At 73.1% G+C, this 15,291-nt stretch carries 15 protein-coding genes; 4 read left to right on the plus strand and 11 right to left on the minus strand.

What is annotated here, in order from left to right:
- Positions 1 to 84 precede the first annotated feature (84 nt).
- The 4 genes from B446_RS02870 to rpmG form a co-directional block, all read right to left on the minus strand.
- The gene (locus tag B446_RS02870; protein WP_167543338.1) at positions 85 to 2,871 is read right to left on the minus strand and encodes a SpoIIE family protein phosphatase/ATP-binding protein; all 2,787 of its coding nucleotides are present in this window, start codon (positions 2,869 to 2,871) and stop codon (positions 85 to 87) included.
- A gap of 172 nt (positions 2,872 to 3,043) precedes the next feature.
- Positions 3,044 to 3,166 carry a type B 50S ribosomal protein L36 gene (gene ykgO / locus B446_RS02875; RefSeq protein WP_020937900.1) on the minus strand — a complete coding sequence of 41 codons (123 nt, stop codon included), beginning with the start codon at positions 3,164 to 3,166 and terminating at the stop codon, positions 3,044 to 3,046.
- 34 nt (positions 3,167 to 3,200) lie between these two features.
- The gene (locus B446_RS02880) at positions 3,201 to 3,461 is read right to left on the minus strand and encodes a type B 50S ribosomal protein L31 (RefSeq protein WP_020937901.1); all 261 of its coding nucleotides are present in this window, start codon (positions 3,459 to 3,461) and stop codon (positions 3,201 to 3,203) included.
- Between the two features lie 49 nt (positions 3,462 to 3,510).
- A complete protein-coding gene (rpmG, locus tag B446_RS02885; RefSeq protein ID WP_020937902.1) occupies positions 3,511 to 3,675 on the minus strand; it encodes a 50S ribosomal protein L33 in 165 nt (54 codons plus the stop codon).
- A 437-nt stretch (positions 3,676 to 4,112) separates the two neighbouring features.
- Between rpmG and B446_RS02890 the strand changes: the two genes are divergently transcribed.
- The gene (locus tag B446_RS02890) at positions 4,113 to 5,084 is read left to right on the plus strand and encodes an asparaginase (RefSeq protein WP_020937903.1); all 972 of its coding nucleotides are present in this window, start codon (positions 4,113 to 4,115) and stop codon (positions 5,082 to 5,084) included.
- A gap of 242 nt (positions 5,085 to 5,326) precedes the next feature.
- Here the strand turns inward: B446_RS02890 and B446_RS02895 are convergent, their stop codons facing one another.
- Together B446_RS02895 and B446_RS02900 are read right to left on the minus strand one after the other, a co-directional pair.
- The gene (locus tag B446_RS02895) at positions 5,327 to 6,244 is read right to left on the minus strand and encodes a DUF6891 domain-containing protein (protein WP_020937904.1); all 918 of its coding nucleotides are present in this window, start codon (positions 6,242 to 6,244) and stop codon (positions 5,327 to 5,329) included.
- A gap of 137 nt (positions 6,245 to 6,381) precedes the next feature.
- A complete protein-coding gene (locus B446_RS02900; RefSeq protein ID WP_020937905.1) occupies positions 6,382 to 6,552 on the minus strand; it encodes a hypothetical protein in 171 nt (56 codons plus the stop codon).
- A 181-nt stretch (positions 6,553 to 6,733) separates the two neighbouring features.
- On the opposite strand from B446_RS02900, the gene B446_RS41070 reads away from it, so the two are divergent.
- Positions 6,734 to 6,904, plus strand: a complete 171-nt coding sequence (locus tag B446_RS41070; protein WP_020937906.1) for a hypothetical protein — start codon at positions 6,734 to 6,736, stop codon at positions 6,902 to 6,904.
- Between the two features lie 60 nt (positions 6,905 to 6,964).
- On the opposite strand, the gene msrA is transcribed toward B446_RS41070, so the two are convergent.
- The 3 genes from msrA to B446_RS02915 form a co-directional block, all read right to left on the minus strand.
- Entirely contained in the window at positions 6,965 to 7,486 is a 522-nt protein-coding gene (msrA, locus tag B446_RS02905; RefSeq protein WP_043474617.1) for a peptide-methionine (S)-S-oxide reductase MsrA, read from the minus strand.
- A gap of 186 nt (positions 7,487 to 7,672) precedes the next feature.
- Positions 7,673 to 8,392 carry an LmeA family phospholipid-binding protein gene (locus B446_RS02910; RefSeq protein ID WP_020937908.1) on the minus strand — a complete coding sequence of 240 codons (720 nt, stop codon included), beginning with the start codon at positions 8,390 to 8,392 and terminating at the stop codon, positions 7,673 to 7,675.
- A gap of 29 nt (positions 8,393 to 8,421) precedes the next feature.
- Positions 8,422 to 10,626 carry an MMPL family transporter gene (locus tag B446_RS02915; protein ID WP_020937909.1) on the minus strand — a complete coding sequence of 735 codons (2,205 nt, stop codon included), beginning with the start codon at positions 10,624 to 10,626 and terminating at the stop codon, positions 8,422 to 8,424.
- A gap of 144 nt (positions 10,627 to 10,770) precedes the next feature.
- Here B446_RS02915 and B446_RS36000 point away from each other — a divergent pair, with 144 nt between their 5' ends.
- Both B446_RS36000 and B446_RS02925 read left to right on the plus strand, forming a co-directional pair.
- Positions 10,771 to 11,394 carry a TetR/AcrR family transcriptional regulator gene (locus B446_RS36000; RefSeq protein ID WP_020937910.1) on the plus strand — a complete coding sequence of 208 codons (624 nt, stop codon included), beginning with the start codon at positions 10,771 to 10,773 and terminating at the stop codon, positions 11,392 to 11,394.
- Positions 11,395 to 11,479: 85 nt separating this feature from the next.
- Complete coding sequence (locus tag B446_RS02925; RefSeq protein ID WP_020937911.1) at positions 11,480 to 12,319, plus strand: class I SAM-dependent methyltransferase; 840 nt, start codon at positions 11,480 to 11,482, stop codon at positions 12,317 to 12,319.
- A 33-nt stretch (positions 12,320 to 12,352) separates the two neighbouring features.
- Here the strand turns inward: B446_RS02925 and B446_RS39560 are convergent, their stop codons facing one another.
- Both B446_RS39560 and B446_RS02930 read right to left on the minus strand, forming a co-directional pair.
- Complete coding sequence (locus B446_RS39560; RefSeq protein ID WP_020937912.1) at positions 12,353 to 12,520, minus strand: hypothetical protein; 168 nt, start codon at positions 12,518 to 12,520, stop codon at positions 12,353 to 12,355.
- A gap of 121 nt (positions 12,521 to 12,641) precedes the next feature.
- The gene (locus tag B446_RS02930) at positions 12,642 to 15,245 is read right to left on the minus strand and encodes a glycoside hydrolase family 2 (protein ID WP_020937913.1); all 2,604 of its coding nucleotides are present in this window, start codon (positions 15,243 to 15,245) and stop codon (positions 12,642 to 12,644) included.
- Positions 15,246 to 15,291: the final 46 nt, after the last annotated feature.

Genomic DNA, 15,291 nt, shown 5'->3' on the forward strand with positions numbered 1-15,291 from the left:
ATCTCCTCCCGATCGTCCTGCGGACCTTCTCCCGGTCCCCGTCGCGGGTCTCGTCCGGTTCGTGTGCCGGTGCGGCCCCCGCGCTCACCAGGCCATGGCGTCGAAGAGCGCGGTGGGGTCCGGATCCGGGCTCTGGTCGAGCGTCTGCTCGGCCCAGATGACCTTGCCCTGCGGGGCGTAGCGGGTGCCCCAGCGGTGGGCGAACTGGGAGACCAGGAACAGGCCGCGGCCTCCCTCGTCGGTGGTGGCCGCGCGCCGCAGCCGGGGTGAGGTGTTGCTGCCGTCCGACACCTCGCAGACCAGGGTGGGGCCCAGCAGCATCCTGACCCGCACCGGTGGGGCGCCGTAGCGGATGGCGTTGGTGAGGAGTTCGCTGAGGATCAGTTCGGTGCTGAACACCGTGTCCTGGAGTCCCCATTCGTCCAGGCGGCGGCTGACGTCCGCCCGCACCTCCGAGACCGCGCGCACCTCGGAGGGCACATCCCAGGTCGCGACCCGAGAGGGGTCGAGGAGCCGGGTCCGGGCGACCAGCAGCGCCACGTCGTCGTTGGGGTGCTCGGGCAGCAGCGCCTCCATGAGGGCGCGGCAGGTCTCCTCCGGTGTCTGGCCCGCGTGGCCGATGGTCGAACGGAGGACGGCCAGACCCTCGTCCACGTCCCGCCCCTGATTCTCGATCAGGCCGTCGGTGAACAGGACGAGGCGGCTGCCCTCCGCCAGGCGCAGTTCACCGGCCTCGAAGGGGTGGTCGCCCACGCCCAGGGGCGGCGAGAGGGGGACGTCGGGGAAGGTCACCGTGCCCTGGGCGTCCACCACGGCGGGCGCGACGTGCCCGGCCCGGGACAGGGCGCAGGTGCCGGCGACCGGGTCGTAGACGGCGTAGAGGCAGGTGGCGCCGGTGAGGGGCGCGTGGTCGTCACCGGCGGTGGCCGTCTGGCTGTCGAGTCGGGTCACCATCTCGTCGAGGTGTCCGAGGAGTTCGTCCGGGGCCAGGTCGAGCGAGGAGAAGTTCAGTACGGCGGTGCGCAGCCGCCCCATGGTCACCGCTGCGTGCAGCCCGTGGCCCACGATGTCGCCGACGACCAGGGCCACCCGGAAGCCGGGCAGCGGGATGACGTCGAACCAGTCCCCGCCCACGCCGGACCGTGCCGGCAGGTAGCGGGAGGCGATCTCCAGGACGTCCTGGTCGGGCAGGTCCAGGGGCAGCAGGCTGCGCTGGAGGGTGACGGCGAGGGCGTGCTCACGGGAGAAGCGGCGCGCGTTGTCGATCGCGACGGCCGCCCGGGCGACCAGTTCCTCGGCCACCGCGACGTCCTCGTCCTCGAACCGCGGGCTGCCCGTGCCCCGCCAGAAGTTCACGATGCCGAGGACGACGCCGCGCGCCCGCAGGGGGACCGTGATCAGCGAGTGGATGCCGTACTCCAGCGCCTGCCGCGCCCCCTCCGGGTCCTGCGCCCGCCAGTCCTGCGCGGTGTGCAGGTCCGGCACCAGGACGGCCTTGCCGCGTTGCAGCGCGGCCACCATGGGGGTGTCGGCCACCACGAACCGGATCAGGTCGCCCACGGGCTGCAGCGGGTGCCCGGTCCGCGACTCGCGCAGCGCGGTGCGCCGCATCCGGTGGACGGCGCCGGTGGGCTCCTCGCCGTGCAGCACGGAGTCGAGGAGTTCCACGGTGACGACGTCCGCCAGGCGCGGGACGGCCACCTCGGCGAGCTCCTCGGCGGTGCGTTCCACGTCGAGGGTGGTGCCGATCCGGGTGCCTGCCTCGTAGAGGAACGCCAGCCGCCCCCGCGCCACCTCGGCCTGTCCGGACAGCGCGGCCAGATCGGTGGTGTCCCGGAAGGTGGCCACCAGGCCCGGTGCGCCGCCGTAGGGGGCGGTGGGCCGGATGTTCACGGCGAGCAGCCGGTCCCCGACCCGGATCACCTCGTCGGAGGCGGCCGCACCCGCCATCAGCATCCGGGTCAGGCCGGGCCCGAGGCCGAGGTCGGCCACGTGCCGCTGGTCGGTGGTCGCGGGGAGGCCGAGCAGCCGGCGGGCCTCGTCGTTGGCGAGCAGCAGCCGTCCGTCGTCGCCGATGATCAGGACCCCTTCGCGCACCGCGTGCAGCACGGCGTCGTGGTGGTCGTACATCCGGGTCATCTCGGCCGGGCCGAGTCCGTGGGTCTGACGCAGCAGCCGACGGCTGACCAGGGCCGTGCCCGCGGTGGCCAGGACGACGGCCAGGGCGGCGGCGCCGAGCAGCATCGGCAGCTGCTGGTCCAGCACATGACCGAGGGTCTCGTACTGGATCCCGGCGGCGATCATGCCGATCACGCGTCTGCCGGCGTCCAGCACGGGGACGACCGCGCGTACGGCGTCGTGCGGCCGTCCGTGGAAGGGCTGCGTGACGGCCTCCCCCGCGGTGGCACGGCCGAGGCCCGAGGCCTTGCTGCCGACGAGCGTGGGGTCGGTGTCGGCGATGCGGACGCCGTCCCTGTCCAGGACGCTCAGGAAGTCGACGCCGGATCCCTTTTGCGCCTGCTCGGTCGCCGCCTGGAGCTGTGCCGTGGCGTTCGTCCGCAGGGCGAGTACCGTTCCGGGCGCGTGGGCGAAGGATTCCGCCGCGGCCAGTGACCGGTCGGCGGCGTTGCGCTGGGCGTCGTACCGCCCCTGGAGGACGAGGGCCGCCGCCGAGACCGCGACCACCAACAGCACGATGACGGCCTGGAGCAGGAAGACCTGGGCGGCGAGCGTGCGGACGCTGAGGGACGACACGATGCGGCGGCGGCCCGCCGCCGGCCACGGGCCCGGGCGACGGGACGGCTCGGACGATCTCCGCGTGCCGGGCTGCGCCGCCGCTCGCCTCCGGGGCCGGCGGGAGCGTCCGCTCATGCCCCTGTTGTAACACTGGCGCTCGGCGTCCTGCGACCGGTGCGCCCGCCGCCGGGTGGGCGGGGCGGCCCGAGAGGCGTCCGCGGTGGCTTCGCCCGGTTCCGTGGACGCGGGACCGGCCCGGCCCCCAGGGCAGGGGGGACCGGGCCGGTCGCCTTCTCGGCACGCGGTGTCAGGCCTGGCGCGCCTTGAAGCGGGGGTTCTTCCTGTTGATGACGAAGACCGTGCCGCGGCGGCGCACCACCTGGGCGCCGGGCTTCGACTTCAGTGAGCGCAGTGACCTGCGTACCTTCATGGCGGGGTGCTCCTCGTGCTCGGGTGTGCCGGGGTCAGCGGCGCGGCGTGGCCCGGCGGCCGTAGCGGCGCTCGAAGCGTTCGACGCGGCCGGCGCTGTCCATGACGCGCGCGGTGCCGGTGTAGAAGGGGTGGCTGGCCGACGAGACCTCCACGTCGATCAGCGGGTAGGTGACGCCGTCCTCCCACACGATCGTCCTGGACGCCGTGGCGGTCGAGCGGGTCAGGAAGAGCGCGTCGGCGGCGCGGTCGCGGAAGACGACGGGCCGGGTCTCGGGGTGGATGCCAGACCTCATGGTGCTTCTCTCCTCGGTGCCGTCCGCCGGGTGGGGCGGACGGCGTGGTTCAGCGTTCCTCGCGGAAGGTGACGTGCCGGCCGGCGACCGGGTCGTACTTGCGCAGGACGAGCCGGTCGGGGTCGCTGAGGCGGTTCTTTCGCGTCACGTAGGTGACGCCGGTCCCGGCCGTGGACTTCAGCTTGACGACGGGACGCGCGGTGCTGCGTGCCATGAGGTACTCCCTTCGCATGCCCTGATTGACCTGGGCATGTCATCTACTGCTCTCAACCGGTCGGTGCGCTCCGGTATTCCCGCTTCCCCCGCCTGCGGTCCCGCCCGGACACCCGGCCGGCCCGCACGGCGGACGACGTGGTCGTGAAGGGCGGTCGCCTTCGCGGCGGGACGCTCCATGAGGCTTCAGCCGAACGATCGTCCTCATGGGCGGAGGATGAGGCCCGGGGACACTGTCCCCTTCACCACCACGGCCCTTCCAACCACAACGGCCCCGCGGTCATTCCCGGCCGGGGCGGTCGCGGCGCGTGAATCCGCCGCGCGTACCGTGGCGCCGAAGTCCAGGTGGCCGACCTGTCCACCTGACCGGCGGCCTCGGCGATCCCGGGCGGCCGGCCGGACAGGCCGGCCCGACCCGCGCACGGGAGGTCACCGCCGATGCCCCAGCCCGCCATGGCCGACGCCACCGACACCAACCCGGTCCTCGCCGAGGTCGTCCGCTCCGGATTCGTCGAGGGGCGGCACCGGGGCGGCCTCGTGCTGCTCGCCGCCGACGGCTCGGTGGAACTGGCCCTCGGCGATGTGACCTCCCCCGTCTTCCCGCGCTCGGCCAACAAGCCGATGCAGGCCGCGGGCATGCTGCGGGCCGGCCTGGACCTCGCCGGCGAACGGCTGGCCATGGCGGCCGCGAGCCACTCCGGTGAGGCCTTCCACCGCGACCTGGTGCGCACGATGCTCGACGAGCACGGACTGAGTCCCGACCAGCTCCAGTGCCCGCCGTCCCTGCCCCTGGACCAGGAGGAACTGGAGTCCCGCCTCGCGGCGGGCCAGGGACCCGACCGCGTGACCATGAACTGCTCGGGCAAGCACACGGCGATGCTCGCCACCGCCGCCCTGCGGGGCTGGCCGCTGGACTCCTACCTCGATCCCGCCCACCCGCTCCAGCAGCTCATCCGGACGGTGGTCGAGGAAGCGGCCGGCGAACCGGTGGCGGCCGTCGGCACCGACGGCTGCGGGGCGCCGCTGCTGTCACTCAGCCTGACCGGCCTCGCCCGCGCCTTCCGCTCCTTCGTCCTCGCCGCGCCGGGCACCCCGGAGCGGCGGGTCGCCGACGCCATGCGCGCCCATCCCGAGTACGTCGCGGGCACCCGGCGCCACGACACCTGGCTGATGCGGGAGATACCCGGCGTCCTGTCCAAGGTGGGCGCGGAGGCGGTCCAGGGCCTCGCGCTCCCCGACGGCCGCGCGCTGGCCCTGAAGATCGACGACGGCGCCGTCCGCGCGCTGCGCCCGGCACTCGCCCGCGCGCTGCACCTGGCCGGTGTGACGGCACCGGTGACGGAGCGCGTCGGCCATGTGCCGCTGCTGGGTGGCGGTCGGGAGGTGGGAGAGGTACGGGCGGTGTTCTGAGCGACGGGCACCGCGCTGAGCCGACATGCCGTGTCATGACCCTCGTCACCGGGGCGGTGACCCCGGCCGGCGGTCGAGCGGTTCGGGACGCCCGCTGCTCGCCCGGAGCACCCGGCCCAAGACACGGCTTGCCGGATCGGGACACGGCCGACCGGCTCAGGACACAGCCGACGGGCTCGAGCCACGGCCGACCGGCTCAGGCCACGGGCCGCCGGCTGAGCGTACGGCCCGTCGGTCCGGCCCTAACCGACCAGGCGGCGGCGCCAGTCCAGCGGTGTGACGGTGATGGCCCGGGACGGGTCGTGGTCCCACTCGGTGTGCAGGCCGGCGGCCTCCAGCGCGGCCACCACCTCGTGGCCGATGGCCGCGGTGGTCTCGGCGGAGCTGTCGAAGCCGCCGTACAGCAGCGTCAGCCCGTGGCCCGCCGCCGCGGATTCCGTGCACTGGGAGTGAAAGTAGACGAAGCCTCGGGCGCCGGGTTCGGCCTCGCCGCCGATCTCCGACCGGCCGCAGTTGCGGCAGCAGGTGAAGTTCTCGCGGGCCGTGACCCCGGCCTCGTCGAGGGCGGTGAAGGCGCGAGTGAGGCGCTCGGGGTCCGTCTCGCCCTGCCATGCGGCCTGCTCCGCGACACGCTCGAGCCACAGCCGGTCGGTCAGCACCCTCGCCTGGTCACGCGAGACGGGCCGGCGGTCCGCCGTCACGAGGTACTCCTCCGCGAGCTCGGCCAGTTGGTCGCGGGTGGCGTAGCCGCCCGCCAGCTCCAGGCGCACCCGCTCCTCCAGTTCCGCGCGCTCGGCGTCGTCGAGGTCGAGCGGCGGCACCTCGGGGACGGGGCCCATGTCCAGCGGTGCCCACTTCGGCCCGGTCTCCCAGCCCTGCTCCTGCCGGGCCCAGCCGGTGAGTACGGCGATCACGTCCTCGGTCGCGCCGACCATCGCCTGGAAGTGCCGGTCGGCGGCACCGTCGCGGTACTCCACCTGGTAGTCGCCGCCGGTCTCGTGCCAGACCTGGGCGAAGACGTCGGGCAGGTCGGGTATGCGCTGGAGCACCAGGAAGTGGTCACCTTCAGCGCCTACGCGCCGGACTAGTCCGGCCAGTTCCTCGGCGGTCACGCGTACGCGCCGCTCCCCGGTCTCCGTCAGCACCGCGATATCGAGCATGCGCAGACTCTGGCACACCCCTCCGACAACGAACCGGACAGGGGAACGCGGACGAGGGCGTACACGGAGGTGCGCCGTGGCCCGGGTCGATCCCCGGGCCACGGCGCACCTCTTGCCGCCGGCTAACGCCGCCGACGTCACCAGCGGTACCAACGGCCCCGGCGGCCACCGCTGTCCGCGGACCGGATCACGAATCCGAGCACCCAGACGATCAGTACGATCACGGCGATCCACCACAGCGCCTTGAGCGCGAAGCCCGCGCCGAAGAGGATCAGGGCCAGAAGAAGAACGAGAAGCAGGGGAACCATAGTTATCAACCTCCGCTGCTCCTGGTGCCCGGCGATCAGGCGAACACGCACACGATTTGATCTGTTTCTTCACCGAAAACGCGGGCACACGTTCCCGTTTCTCCGCCCTTCCCCGCGTTCAACGGACCGGGGCGGCGGACGCGTTCGAGCGGCCCGAACCCGGGGGGACAGCCTGCAGATCATGGTGGAGTGGGGGATCCGGCCGGCGTCGGAGGCGGACGTCGAGGCCGTGGCCGAACCGCGGGCCGTCGTGCTACGGGCGGCTCTGCGGCGGCTCGGGCGGTACGACGTGTTGATGGTGCGCGAGCCGGCCGCCGCCGCGGCCGTCCCGGAGTCCCGCCCCACCCGGTGAGGGGCGAGGCGGGCGCAGGGTCGGCCGGCGCTCAGCGGCGCCGGTGGACGTTCACCGCTGTCAGACCGTCCCGGAGGAGGCCCGTCGGGGCAGCTTCCAGTTCGGGCGGGGGAAGTGGCAGGTGTAGCCGTTCGGGTAGCGCTCCAGGTAGTCCTGGTGCTCGGGCTCGGCCTCCCAGAAGTCACCCACGGGCTCGACCTCCGTGACCACCTTGCCCGGCCACAGCCCGCTCGCCTCGACGTCCGCGATGGTGTCGACGGCGACGCGGTGCTGCTCCTCGTCCGCGTAGTAGATGGCGGACCGGTAGCTGCGCCCGATGTCGTTGCCCTGCCGGTCCCGGGTGGTCGGGTCGTGGATCTGGAAGAAGAACTCCAGGACGTCGCGGTAGCTCGTCACCGTGGGGTCGAAGAGGATCTCGATGGCCTCGGCGTGATCGCCGTGGTTGCGGTAGGTGGCGTTCGGCGTGTCGCCGCCGCTGTAGCCCACCCGCGTCGCCACCACGCCCGGCTGCTTGCGGACCAGGTCCTGCATGCCCCAGAAACAACCGCCCGCGAGTACGGCTCGCTCGGTTCCCACTGTCATCGGTCGCTCCCTCGTGCTGGACCCTCGGACCGGCGTGCTCGTCGACGCGCCGGCCGTTCGGTCGTTCGGCCTCTTGTCTGTAGGTGAGCGGCCGGTCGACCGGCCGCTCACGCCGTACTGTCCAACCGGTGACCCGCCCAGATGATTCCCGGCGGCCGCCCTTCCCTCCGCCCCTCTTTCCGGAGGTCAGGCGGCCTTCCCCGCACCGTCCGGCGCCGGGCCGGCGGCGATCGAGAAGTCGAGCGCGAGGCCGTCCGCGGTGGCGTGCGCCGCGGTCAGCGCCACCCCGTGCGGGAGGCCGGTGACGGCCACGGTCCGGGGCTTCAGCCGGTCCCGCAGCCCCGAGGCGGCGGGAAGGGCGTCGAGGTCCGCCACCGCGACGCTGCGGCCGAGGACGTTCACCGTCGTGGGCGTGACGGTGAACGCGCCGGGCGTGGTGGACAGTCCGGCCCGCACGGTGACGGGCAGACCGAGGCGGCCGACGGTTCCGCCGAGAACCAGGTCCCCGTCCTGGCCACCGGCTGTCGGACCGTCACCCAGCGCGCCCAGGCGCCGGGTCACCTGGTCGTATCCGACGGTCGCGGTGGCGCTGCCACCGGCGGTGTCCCCGTCCGTCGTGACGTCCCTCAGGCGCACGGTCACGTCCATCACGGTGTGCTGACGGTGCACGTCGGCGGCGCTCACCTCGACGTCGCCCACCTCGCCGCCGAGGGTGCGCAGCCCCGCGAGCGGCGTGCTGAGGGAGGCGTGCACGGGTCCGTGCGGCTTGAGCCGGCTCGCGGCCCGGGCGGCGATCCGCTCCTCGGTCCTGTGCTCGACGAGGAGATCGGTCGCACAGGTCAGGGCGGCCAGGACGCAGGCCGCGGCGGCCAGGAGGCGGATCGTCCGCCCGCGGTTCGATGTCACGTGGTCACTCACTCCGGATCGGTCGGCGGTCAGGCGTGCAGGTCCGGCAGGATCCGGTCGAGACGGCGGGGCAGCCACCAGTTGGCCCTGCCCATGAGGAACATGGCGGACGGCACGAGGACGAGGCGCACCACGGTGGCGTCGACGATGACGCTGATCGCCAGTCCCAGGGCGAGCATCTTGACGACCACGGTCGGCGAGGCGGTGAAGGAGAGGAACACCGCGGTCATGATGAAGGCGGCGGCGGAGATGACGCGCGCGGTCGCGGACAGCCCCTCCCCCACGGCGAGCCGGTTGTCGCCCGTGCGGTGCCACGCCTCGGCGATCCGGGACAGCAGGAAGATCTCGTAGTCCATGGAGAGCCCGAAGACGATGGCGAACATCATCATCGGCACGTACGACTCGATGGGCACCGGCTCCGACAGGCCGAGCAGCGTGTCGCCCCAGCCCCACTGGAAGACCGCGACGAGCACACCGTAGGACGCGGCGGTGGTGAACAGGTTGAGGACGACGGCCTTGAGGGGGATCACCACGCTGCGGAAGACGGCCATGAGCAGCAGGAAGGCCAGCACCAGGACGATGCCGACGACGATCGGCAGCCGGTCACCGACCGTGGCCCGGAAGTCGGCCTGTCCGGCCACGCTGCCGGTGAGGTAGGCGTCGGCGCCCGTGCCGTTGAGCGCCTTGGGCAGCGTGTGCCCGGAGAGGGTGTGCAGCAGGTCGGCGGCGGCGGCGTCCTGGGGCCCCGTGGCCGGGGTGAGGGTGGTGACGAGGATCCGGCCGTCGTCGCTCGGCCGGACGGGGGCGACGGACGCCACGCCGTGGGTGTCCTTCAGCGCTGTGGTCACGGCGGCGGCGATCCGGTCGGCCGGGGTGTGCGCGCGGCTCACGTCGACCACGGCGACGACCCGGCCGTTCGCGCCCTCGCCGAAGCCCGGGCCGTCGGCGTCCGCGATCCAGTCATAGGCGGTACGGGTGCTGCTGCCGGACCGGTCGGCGCCCGCGTCGACGTGACCGAGCCGCATGGACAGCACCGGTGCGGCGCACAGGCCGAGGACGGCGACTCCGACTGCGAGGAACGTCCATGGGCGGCGGGCGACGAGAGCGGCGTAGCGGTGCCAGCCGTCCCGCTCCCCCCTGCTCTCGGCGACGGGCCGGCGCAGCCGGAGCGTGTCGACGCGCCTGCCGACCAGGCCGAGGGCGGCCGGCACCAGGGTGAGGGCGGCCGCGGCGGTGACGGCGACGGCGAGGGTGGCCGCGAGTCCGATCTTGCCGATGAAGCTGAGTCCGCACGCGTACAGGCTGAGCATGGCGACGGCGACGGTCAGGGCGGCGACGAGGACGGCGCGTCCGCTGGTGCGGGCGGTGCGGGCGGCGGCCTCGACCGGTTCGCGCCCGTCGATGAGGTCCTGGCGGAAGCGGGTGGTCAGGAAGAGGGCGTAGTCGATGCCGACGCCGAGGCCGATCATGCCGGCGAGGGTCGTGGCCGAGGTCGCGAAGGAGATCGTGCCGGCGACGATCCCGACGATACCCAGGCCGGCTCCGACGCTGATCAGCGCGGTGCCCAGGGGCAGCAGGGCGGCGAGGACGCTGCCGAAGGCCACGAGCAGGATGGCGAAGGCGGTGACGACGCCGACGCCCTCGCTCAGCCGGTCGTCGGCCGGTTCCCTGACCACCTGTTCCAGGTCGCCGCCGTAGGCGACGCCGAGACCCGCGGCCCGGGCGGGCCCGGTCGCCGTGTCGAGGCGCGCGGTGTAGTCGTGGCCGAGGTCCTTCAGTGGTGCGTCGAAGGAGACGGTGGTGTACGCGGTGCGGCCGTCGGCGCTGGTCACGAGCGCGGAGGCGGCGGTGGCGTGCGGCAGGCCGCGCAGGTCGGCGAGGGTGCGGCCGACCGCGGACCCGTGGTCGGCGACGGTGCCGGTGCCGGTGTGGAGGACGACGAGGCCGCTGGGCCGGCCGGCGTCGGGCATGGAGCGGGCGAGGAGGTCGGCGCCGGTGTGGGAGGCGGTGCCGGGCAGGCTGACCTGGTCGCTGAAGGTGGGTGCGGCGAGGTGCCGTCCTGCCAGGGCGGCGCCGAGGACCAGGAGCCAGGCGGCCACGACCGCGGCCGGATGCCGGGCGCAGAAGCCGCCGAGACGGCCGAGCGCGCCCCGCCCCTCGGCGGGCCGGGTGCGTGGGCGCGTCTCGGCGCGTCCGTCCGGCGGCGCGGGGAGTAGCCGGGTGGGTCGGGGCACGTGCGCCTCCAGAGAAAGTGTCACGGGTGACACGCATGCTAGGGCGAAGTGTCATGCATGACAATTGGCATCGGTGACATTTTCTCGCCCGGGTGGCACGCGGGTCGATTGACAGTCGCGACACCGGGGCGGGAGGCTCGCCCCATGCCGAGTGAGATCACCCCCGCTGGACTGCGCGAACGCAAGAAGGAGGAGACCCGGCGCCTGCTGCTGGAAGGGGCGGCGCGGCTGTTCCGGGAACGGGGGTTCGAGGGCACCACGGTCGCGGACATCGCCGCGCAGGCGAACGTCTCGGTGCGGACGTTCTTCCGCTACTTCGACGGCAAGGAGGCGCTGCTGCTGCCGGACGGCGTGCAGATCTTCGCCTACGTCGAGAACGCCCTGTCCGAGCGGCCCGCGGACGAGGACCCCCTGGACGCGGTGTGCAACGCGCTGCTCGCGGCGGCCGAGCCCTTCTCCGCCTCCACCCTGACCGCCCTCGGCCACCCGGTGGAGGACCTGGAGAACGTCGTCACGACCCGCCTGGTGCAGGCGTTCTCCGACTTCGAGGAGCGGCTCACCGTCCTGGTGCGGCGCAGACTGCCCCCCGGCACACCCGACGCCGACCTCCAGGCCGCCGTGATCGCGTGCGCCGCCCTGTCCGCGGTGCGCGCGGTGCTGCGGACCCGCCGGGCACGCCGGGCGGCCGGCATCGAGGACACCGGACCGGCGCCGCTGCGGCGGGCGTTCGCCCTGCTGCGCGGGATGGGATCCGTCGAACGGCCGTGACGGCGCGTGCGACGGGCGCGCACCGTGCAGTCTGGAGTGGGCCGCCGGGAGTGCGCGGCCGGGCTTCGACGAGCAGGGAGCGCTCATGGCGTCGAGCGGTGCCGAGCAGGGCGGAGCCGCCCGCGAGGGCCACTACGGTGAGGACCTCTTCGAACCGGACGACCCCGCCGAGGCGGGGCGGATCGACGCCGCCGCGCTGGTCTTCGATCCGTTCACGACGAGTCGGCTGCGCGCGCTCGGCGTGGGTCCGGGCAGCCGCTGCCTCGAGGTGGGGGCCGGGACCGGGACCGTGGCCCGCTGGCTGCTCCGGGAGGCGGACGTCGCGCAGGTGGTGGCCCTGGACCGGGACACGAGCGGCCTGGAGACCCTGACGGACCCGCGGCTGCGCGTGGTCACCGCCGACCTCACGGACGAGGACCTGGAGCTGGGCGGCTTCGACCTGATCCACGCCCGGTTCGTCCTCATGCACCTGCCCGAGCGGCGCCGGCTCGTCGCACGGCTCGCGGGATGGCTGGACCCGGGCGGCCTGCTGGTGCTCGGGGACGCGGTGGAGGTGCCGGACACCTCGGAGCCCGCGTCCGCCTACCGGCGGACCATGGACGCGATGTGGCGGGCGCTGCGGTCGACGATCGGCACCGACACGTCGTCCGTCCCCGCCTACCCGCGCTTCCTGCGGGAGGAGGGCCTGCGTGACGTCGCCGCCGAACTGTGCTGTCCGCCGCTGGTCGCGGGCGGCCCCCTCGCACGGTTCTGGGCGCAGACCTGGCGCCGGATGCGGCCCGAACTGGAGGCGACCGGGCTGGTGGACGCCTCCGTCGTCGACGAGGCCCTGGCCTACCTCTCCTCGCCGGACCTCGCCGAACTCGGCCCCGGCATGGCGATGGCCTGGGGGCGGGCCCCGGACACACCGCGCCCCGGCCGGTGACGGGGCGTCACCGGCCGGGGCGGGCGGACGGGTTCACCGTCTGCGGGACCAGGTGGAGCCGATTCCCGCGACGTGCAGGGCCAGTGCGGTCAGGCCTAGCAGCATGACGTTGACCGAGGAGAACGTCTGGTTGGTGCTGATGTCCGCTGCGTTGATGAGGAACGCGATGAAGAACAGTACGGCCGCGCCTATGCCGAGCATGGGTGGATTCCTCTCGTGAGAACTTCCTTCCCTGCCCCGTCTGCCCCGGCGCGCGGGGTGCAGACGGGGCAGGGGCACGGGACTTCGCGGGGAGGCGGGATCCCGTACCCCTGCCCGGGCGTCAGGAGCAGCCCGCCGGCTGCGGCCGCGACGCGTCGGCGATCAGCGCGTCCTGGGCCGCCTTCAGTCGGCGCACGTCGGGCTTGACCACCTTGCGGTCGTACGTCATCAGGCCGTTCAGCTCGCCCTCGACGTCCGTGATCTGCGTGTACACCGCGCCGTTGCCGCCACGGCAGGCCAGCGCGTGCACCTCGCCGAGCTTCTCCAGGTAGTCGTCGGTGTAGGTGCTCGGGTCGACGTCGACGTACGACTGCTGCACCGACCAGGCGTGACCGGGCACGGCGAGGCCGAGACCGCCGTACTCGCCCGCCACCAGTGCGCGTCGGCCGTCCGGGTGCGGCGGCAGGGCCGGGCTCGGATAGCCGTGCTCGTCCATGATGTCGCCGGCTCCGCCGTCCGCGCCCAGGTTCAGGCCGGACATGTTGTCGACCAGGCGGGTCGGGTCCCAGGACTTGGCCTGGGTGGCGACGCGGCCGACGTCGTACTGGCCCCAGCCCTCGTTGAAGACCACCCACATGACGACCGCCGGGCTGCTGATGTGCTCGTCGATCATCTGCTTCATCTCGCGTTCGTACTCGGCGCGAGCGGCGGTCGAGGGGTTCACGCCCGCCGTCATGGCCGGCATGTCCTGCCACACCATCAGGCCGAGCCGGTCGGCCCAGTAGAACCAGCGGTCGGGTTCGACCTTGATGTGCTTGCGGACGGCGTTGAAGCCCATCCTCTTGTGCATCTTCAGGTCATGGGCCAGTGCCGCGTCGCTCGGCGCGGTGTGCAGGCCGTCCGGCCAGAAGCCCTGGTCCAGGGTGGCCATCATGAAGACCGGCTTGCCGTTGAGGACCGTGCGCGGGACGCCGCCGATCTTCTGGACGGCGATGGACCGCATGCCGAAGTAGCTGCCGACCCGGTCGTCGCCGACGCTCACCTTCAGGTCGTACAGGAAGGGGTCGTCCGGCGACCACAGGCGTGCGTGCGGGATGCGCAGGGTGAGGGGTTCACCGGTACGGCCGGTCGCCGTGGCCACCTTGCGCTTGCCGGCGTACGCGGTCGCCGTGACCCGCACCCCGTCGCGTACGCCCTGCGGCTCGACGGTGAGCGTGCCGGCGTCGACGTCCGGGGTCAGCTTGAGCTGGTCGACGTGGTCGGAGGCGACGGGTTCCAGCCACACCGTCTGCCAGATGCCGGAGGACGGGGTGTACCAGATGCCGCTGGGGTCGAGGCGCTGCTTGCCGAGCGGCGGGTTCTCCCCGTTCGCGGCGTCGGTCGGGTCGTAGACGCCGACGATCAGTTCCTGCGTGCGGCCGGGCTTGAGGGCGCCGGTGATGTCGGCGCTGAACTTGTCGTAGCCACCCTTGTGTTCGGCGACCTTGGTGCCGTTGACGTAGACCTCGGCCTGCCAGTCGACGGCGCCGAAGTTCAGCTGGAGGCGCCGGTGGCCGCCGATCTTCCAGCCGGCGGGGACGGTGAAGGTGCGGCGGTACCACATGCGGTCCTCGTGCCGCTCGATGCCGGAGAGCTGGGACTCGACGGGGTACGGCACGAGGATCCGCTCGCCGAGGGTGCGGCCCACCGGCGGCTGCTCGCCCGCCTTGGCCGCGGCGAACTGCCAGCTGCCGTTGAGGTTCTGCCAGGAGTCTCGGGTGAGTTGCGGCCTCGGGTACTCGCGGTGGGCGTTGGCCGGGGTGACGTCGTCGGCCCACTTGGTGCGCAGCTCGTAGGTGGAGTGGTTGGCGCCGCTGCTCCAGAAGGGGCTGACAACGTTGCCGTCCGTGCCGGACAGGCCGCCGTCGCCGTCGTAGCGGACGTCGGCGAGGCCGGGCGCGGTGCCGGACTTGTTGCCGACGACGGGCTGCTTCAGGGAGACGAGGACGGATCTGGGGTCGGCCGGGTCGAGGCGGGCGGTGCCCAGGGGCCAGGTCGCGCCGCCGATGACGGCGTGCAGGTGGTCGGTGAGCCCGGCGGCCGGGGTGGCCAGGGACTGGGCGAAGTCCAGTCGCAGGGTGCGGCCGTCCTTGAGGACGGTGGTGGCGATGGCGCCGTCGTAGGCGTACCCCTCGGGCAGCAGGAACGCCGACTGCGGGACGGCGGTCTTGGTGCCGCCGGGCGGCGTCCAGCGCAGGTGGAGGTTGGAGCCCCCGTAGTGCTCGAAGTACTCGACCTTGATGTCGTAGGCCTTGCCCGCGGTCAACTCGACGGGCTCGCCGGTCTGTTCGCGGTCCCAGTCGTCGACCCAGTGGTCGATGACCAGCTTGCCGTCGACCCAGAGGCGGAATCCGTTGTCGCCGATGACGGAGAAGGTGGTGGCGCCGGTCTTCTCCGGCACGACACGGCCGGTCCAGCGGACGCTGACGTCGTCGGACTGCCCGGTGGCCGAGTTCAGCCGGGACTCCAGGGAGTCGAAGTCCAGCTGGGGGTCGAATCCGGTGGCCTTGAGGTGGGCGAAGTCGAAGGCGCCGGGGGCGGACTGGGTGTAGTACTCGCCCTTCAGGCCGTGGACCGCGACGGGGTCCTCGGCGGCGGTGGCGGTCGGGGCCGCGGTCAGGCCGGCCAGGCCCAGCGCGGCCGCGAGCAGCAGGGACAGGCGGTTTCTGAGGTGCTTGGTGCGCACGGATCTCCCTTGGCTGAGGAAGGGTGGCGGCTCACTGCTTCAGTCT

Source organism: Streptomyces collinus Tu 365 (assembly GCF_000444875.1).
GTDB classification, from domain to species: domain Bacteria; phylum Actinomycetota; class Actinomycetes; order Streptomycetales; family Streptomycetaceae; genus Streptomyces; species Streptomyces collinus_A.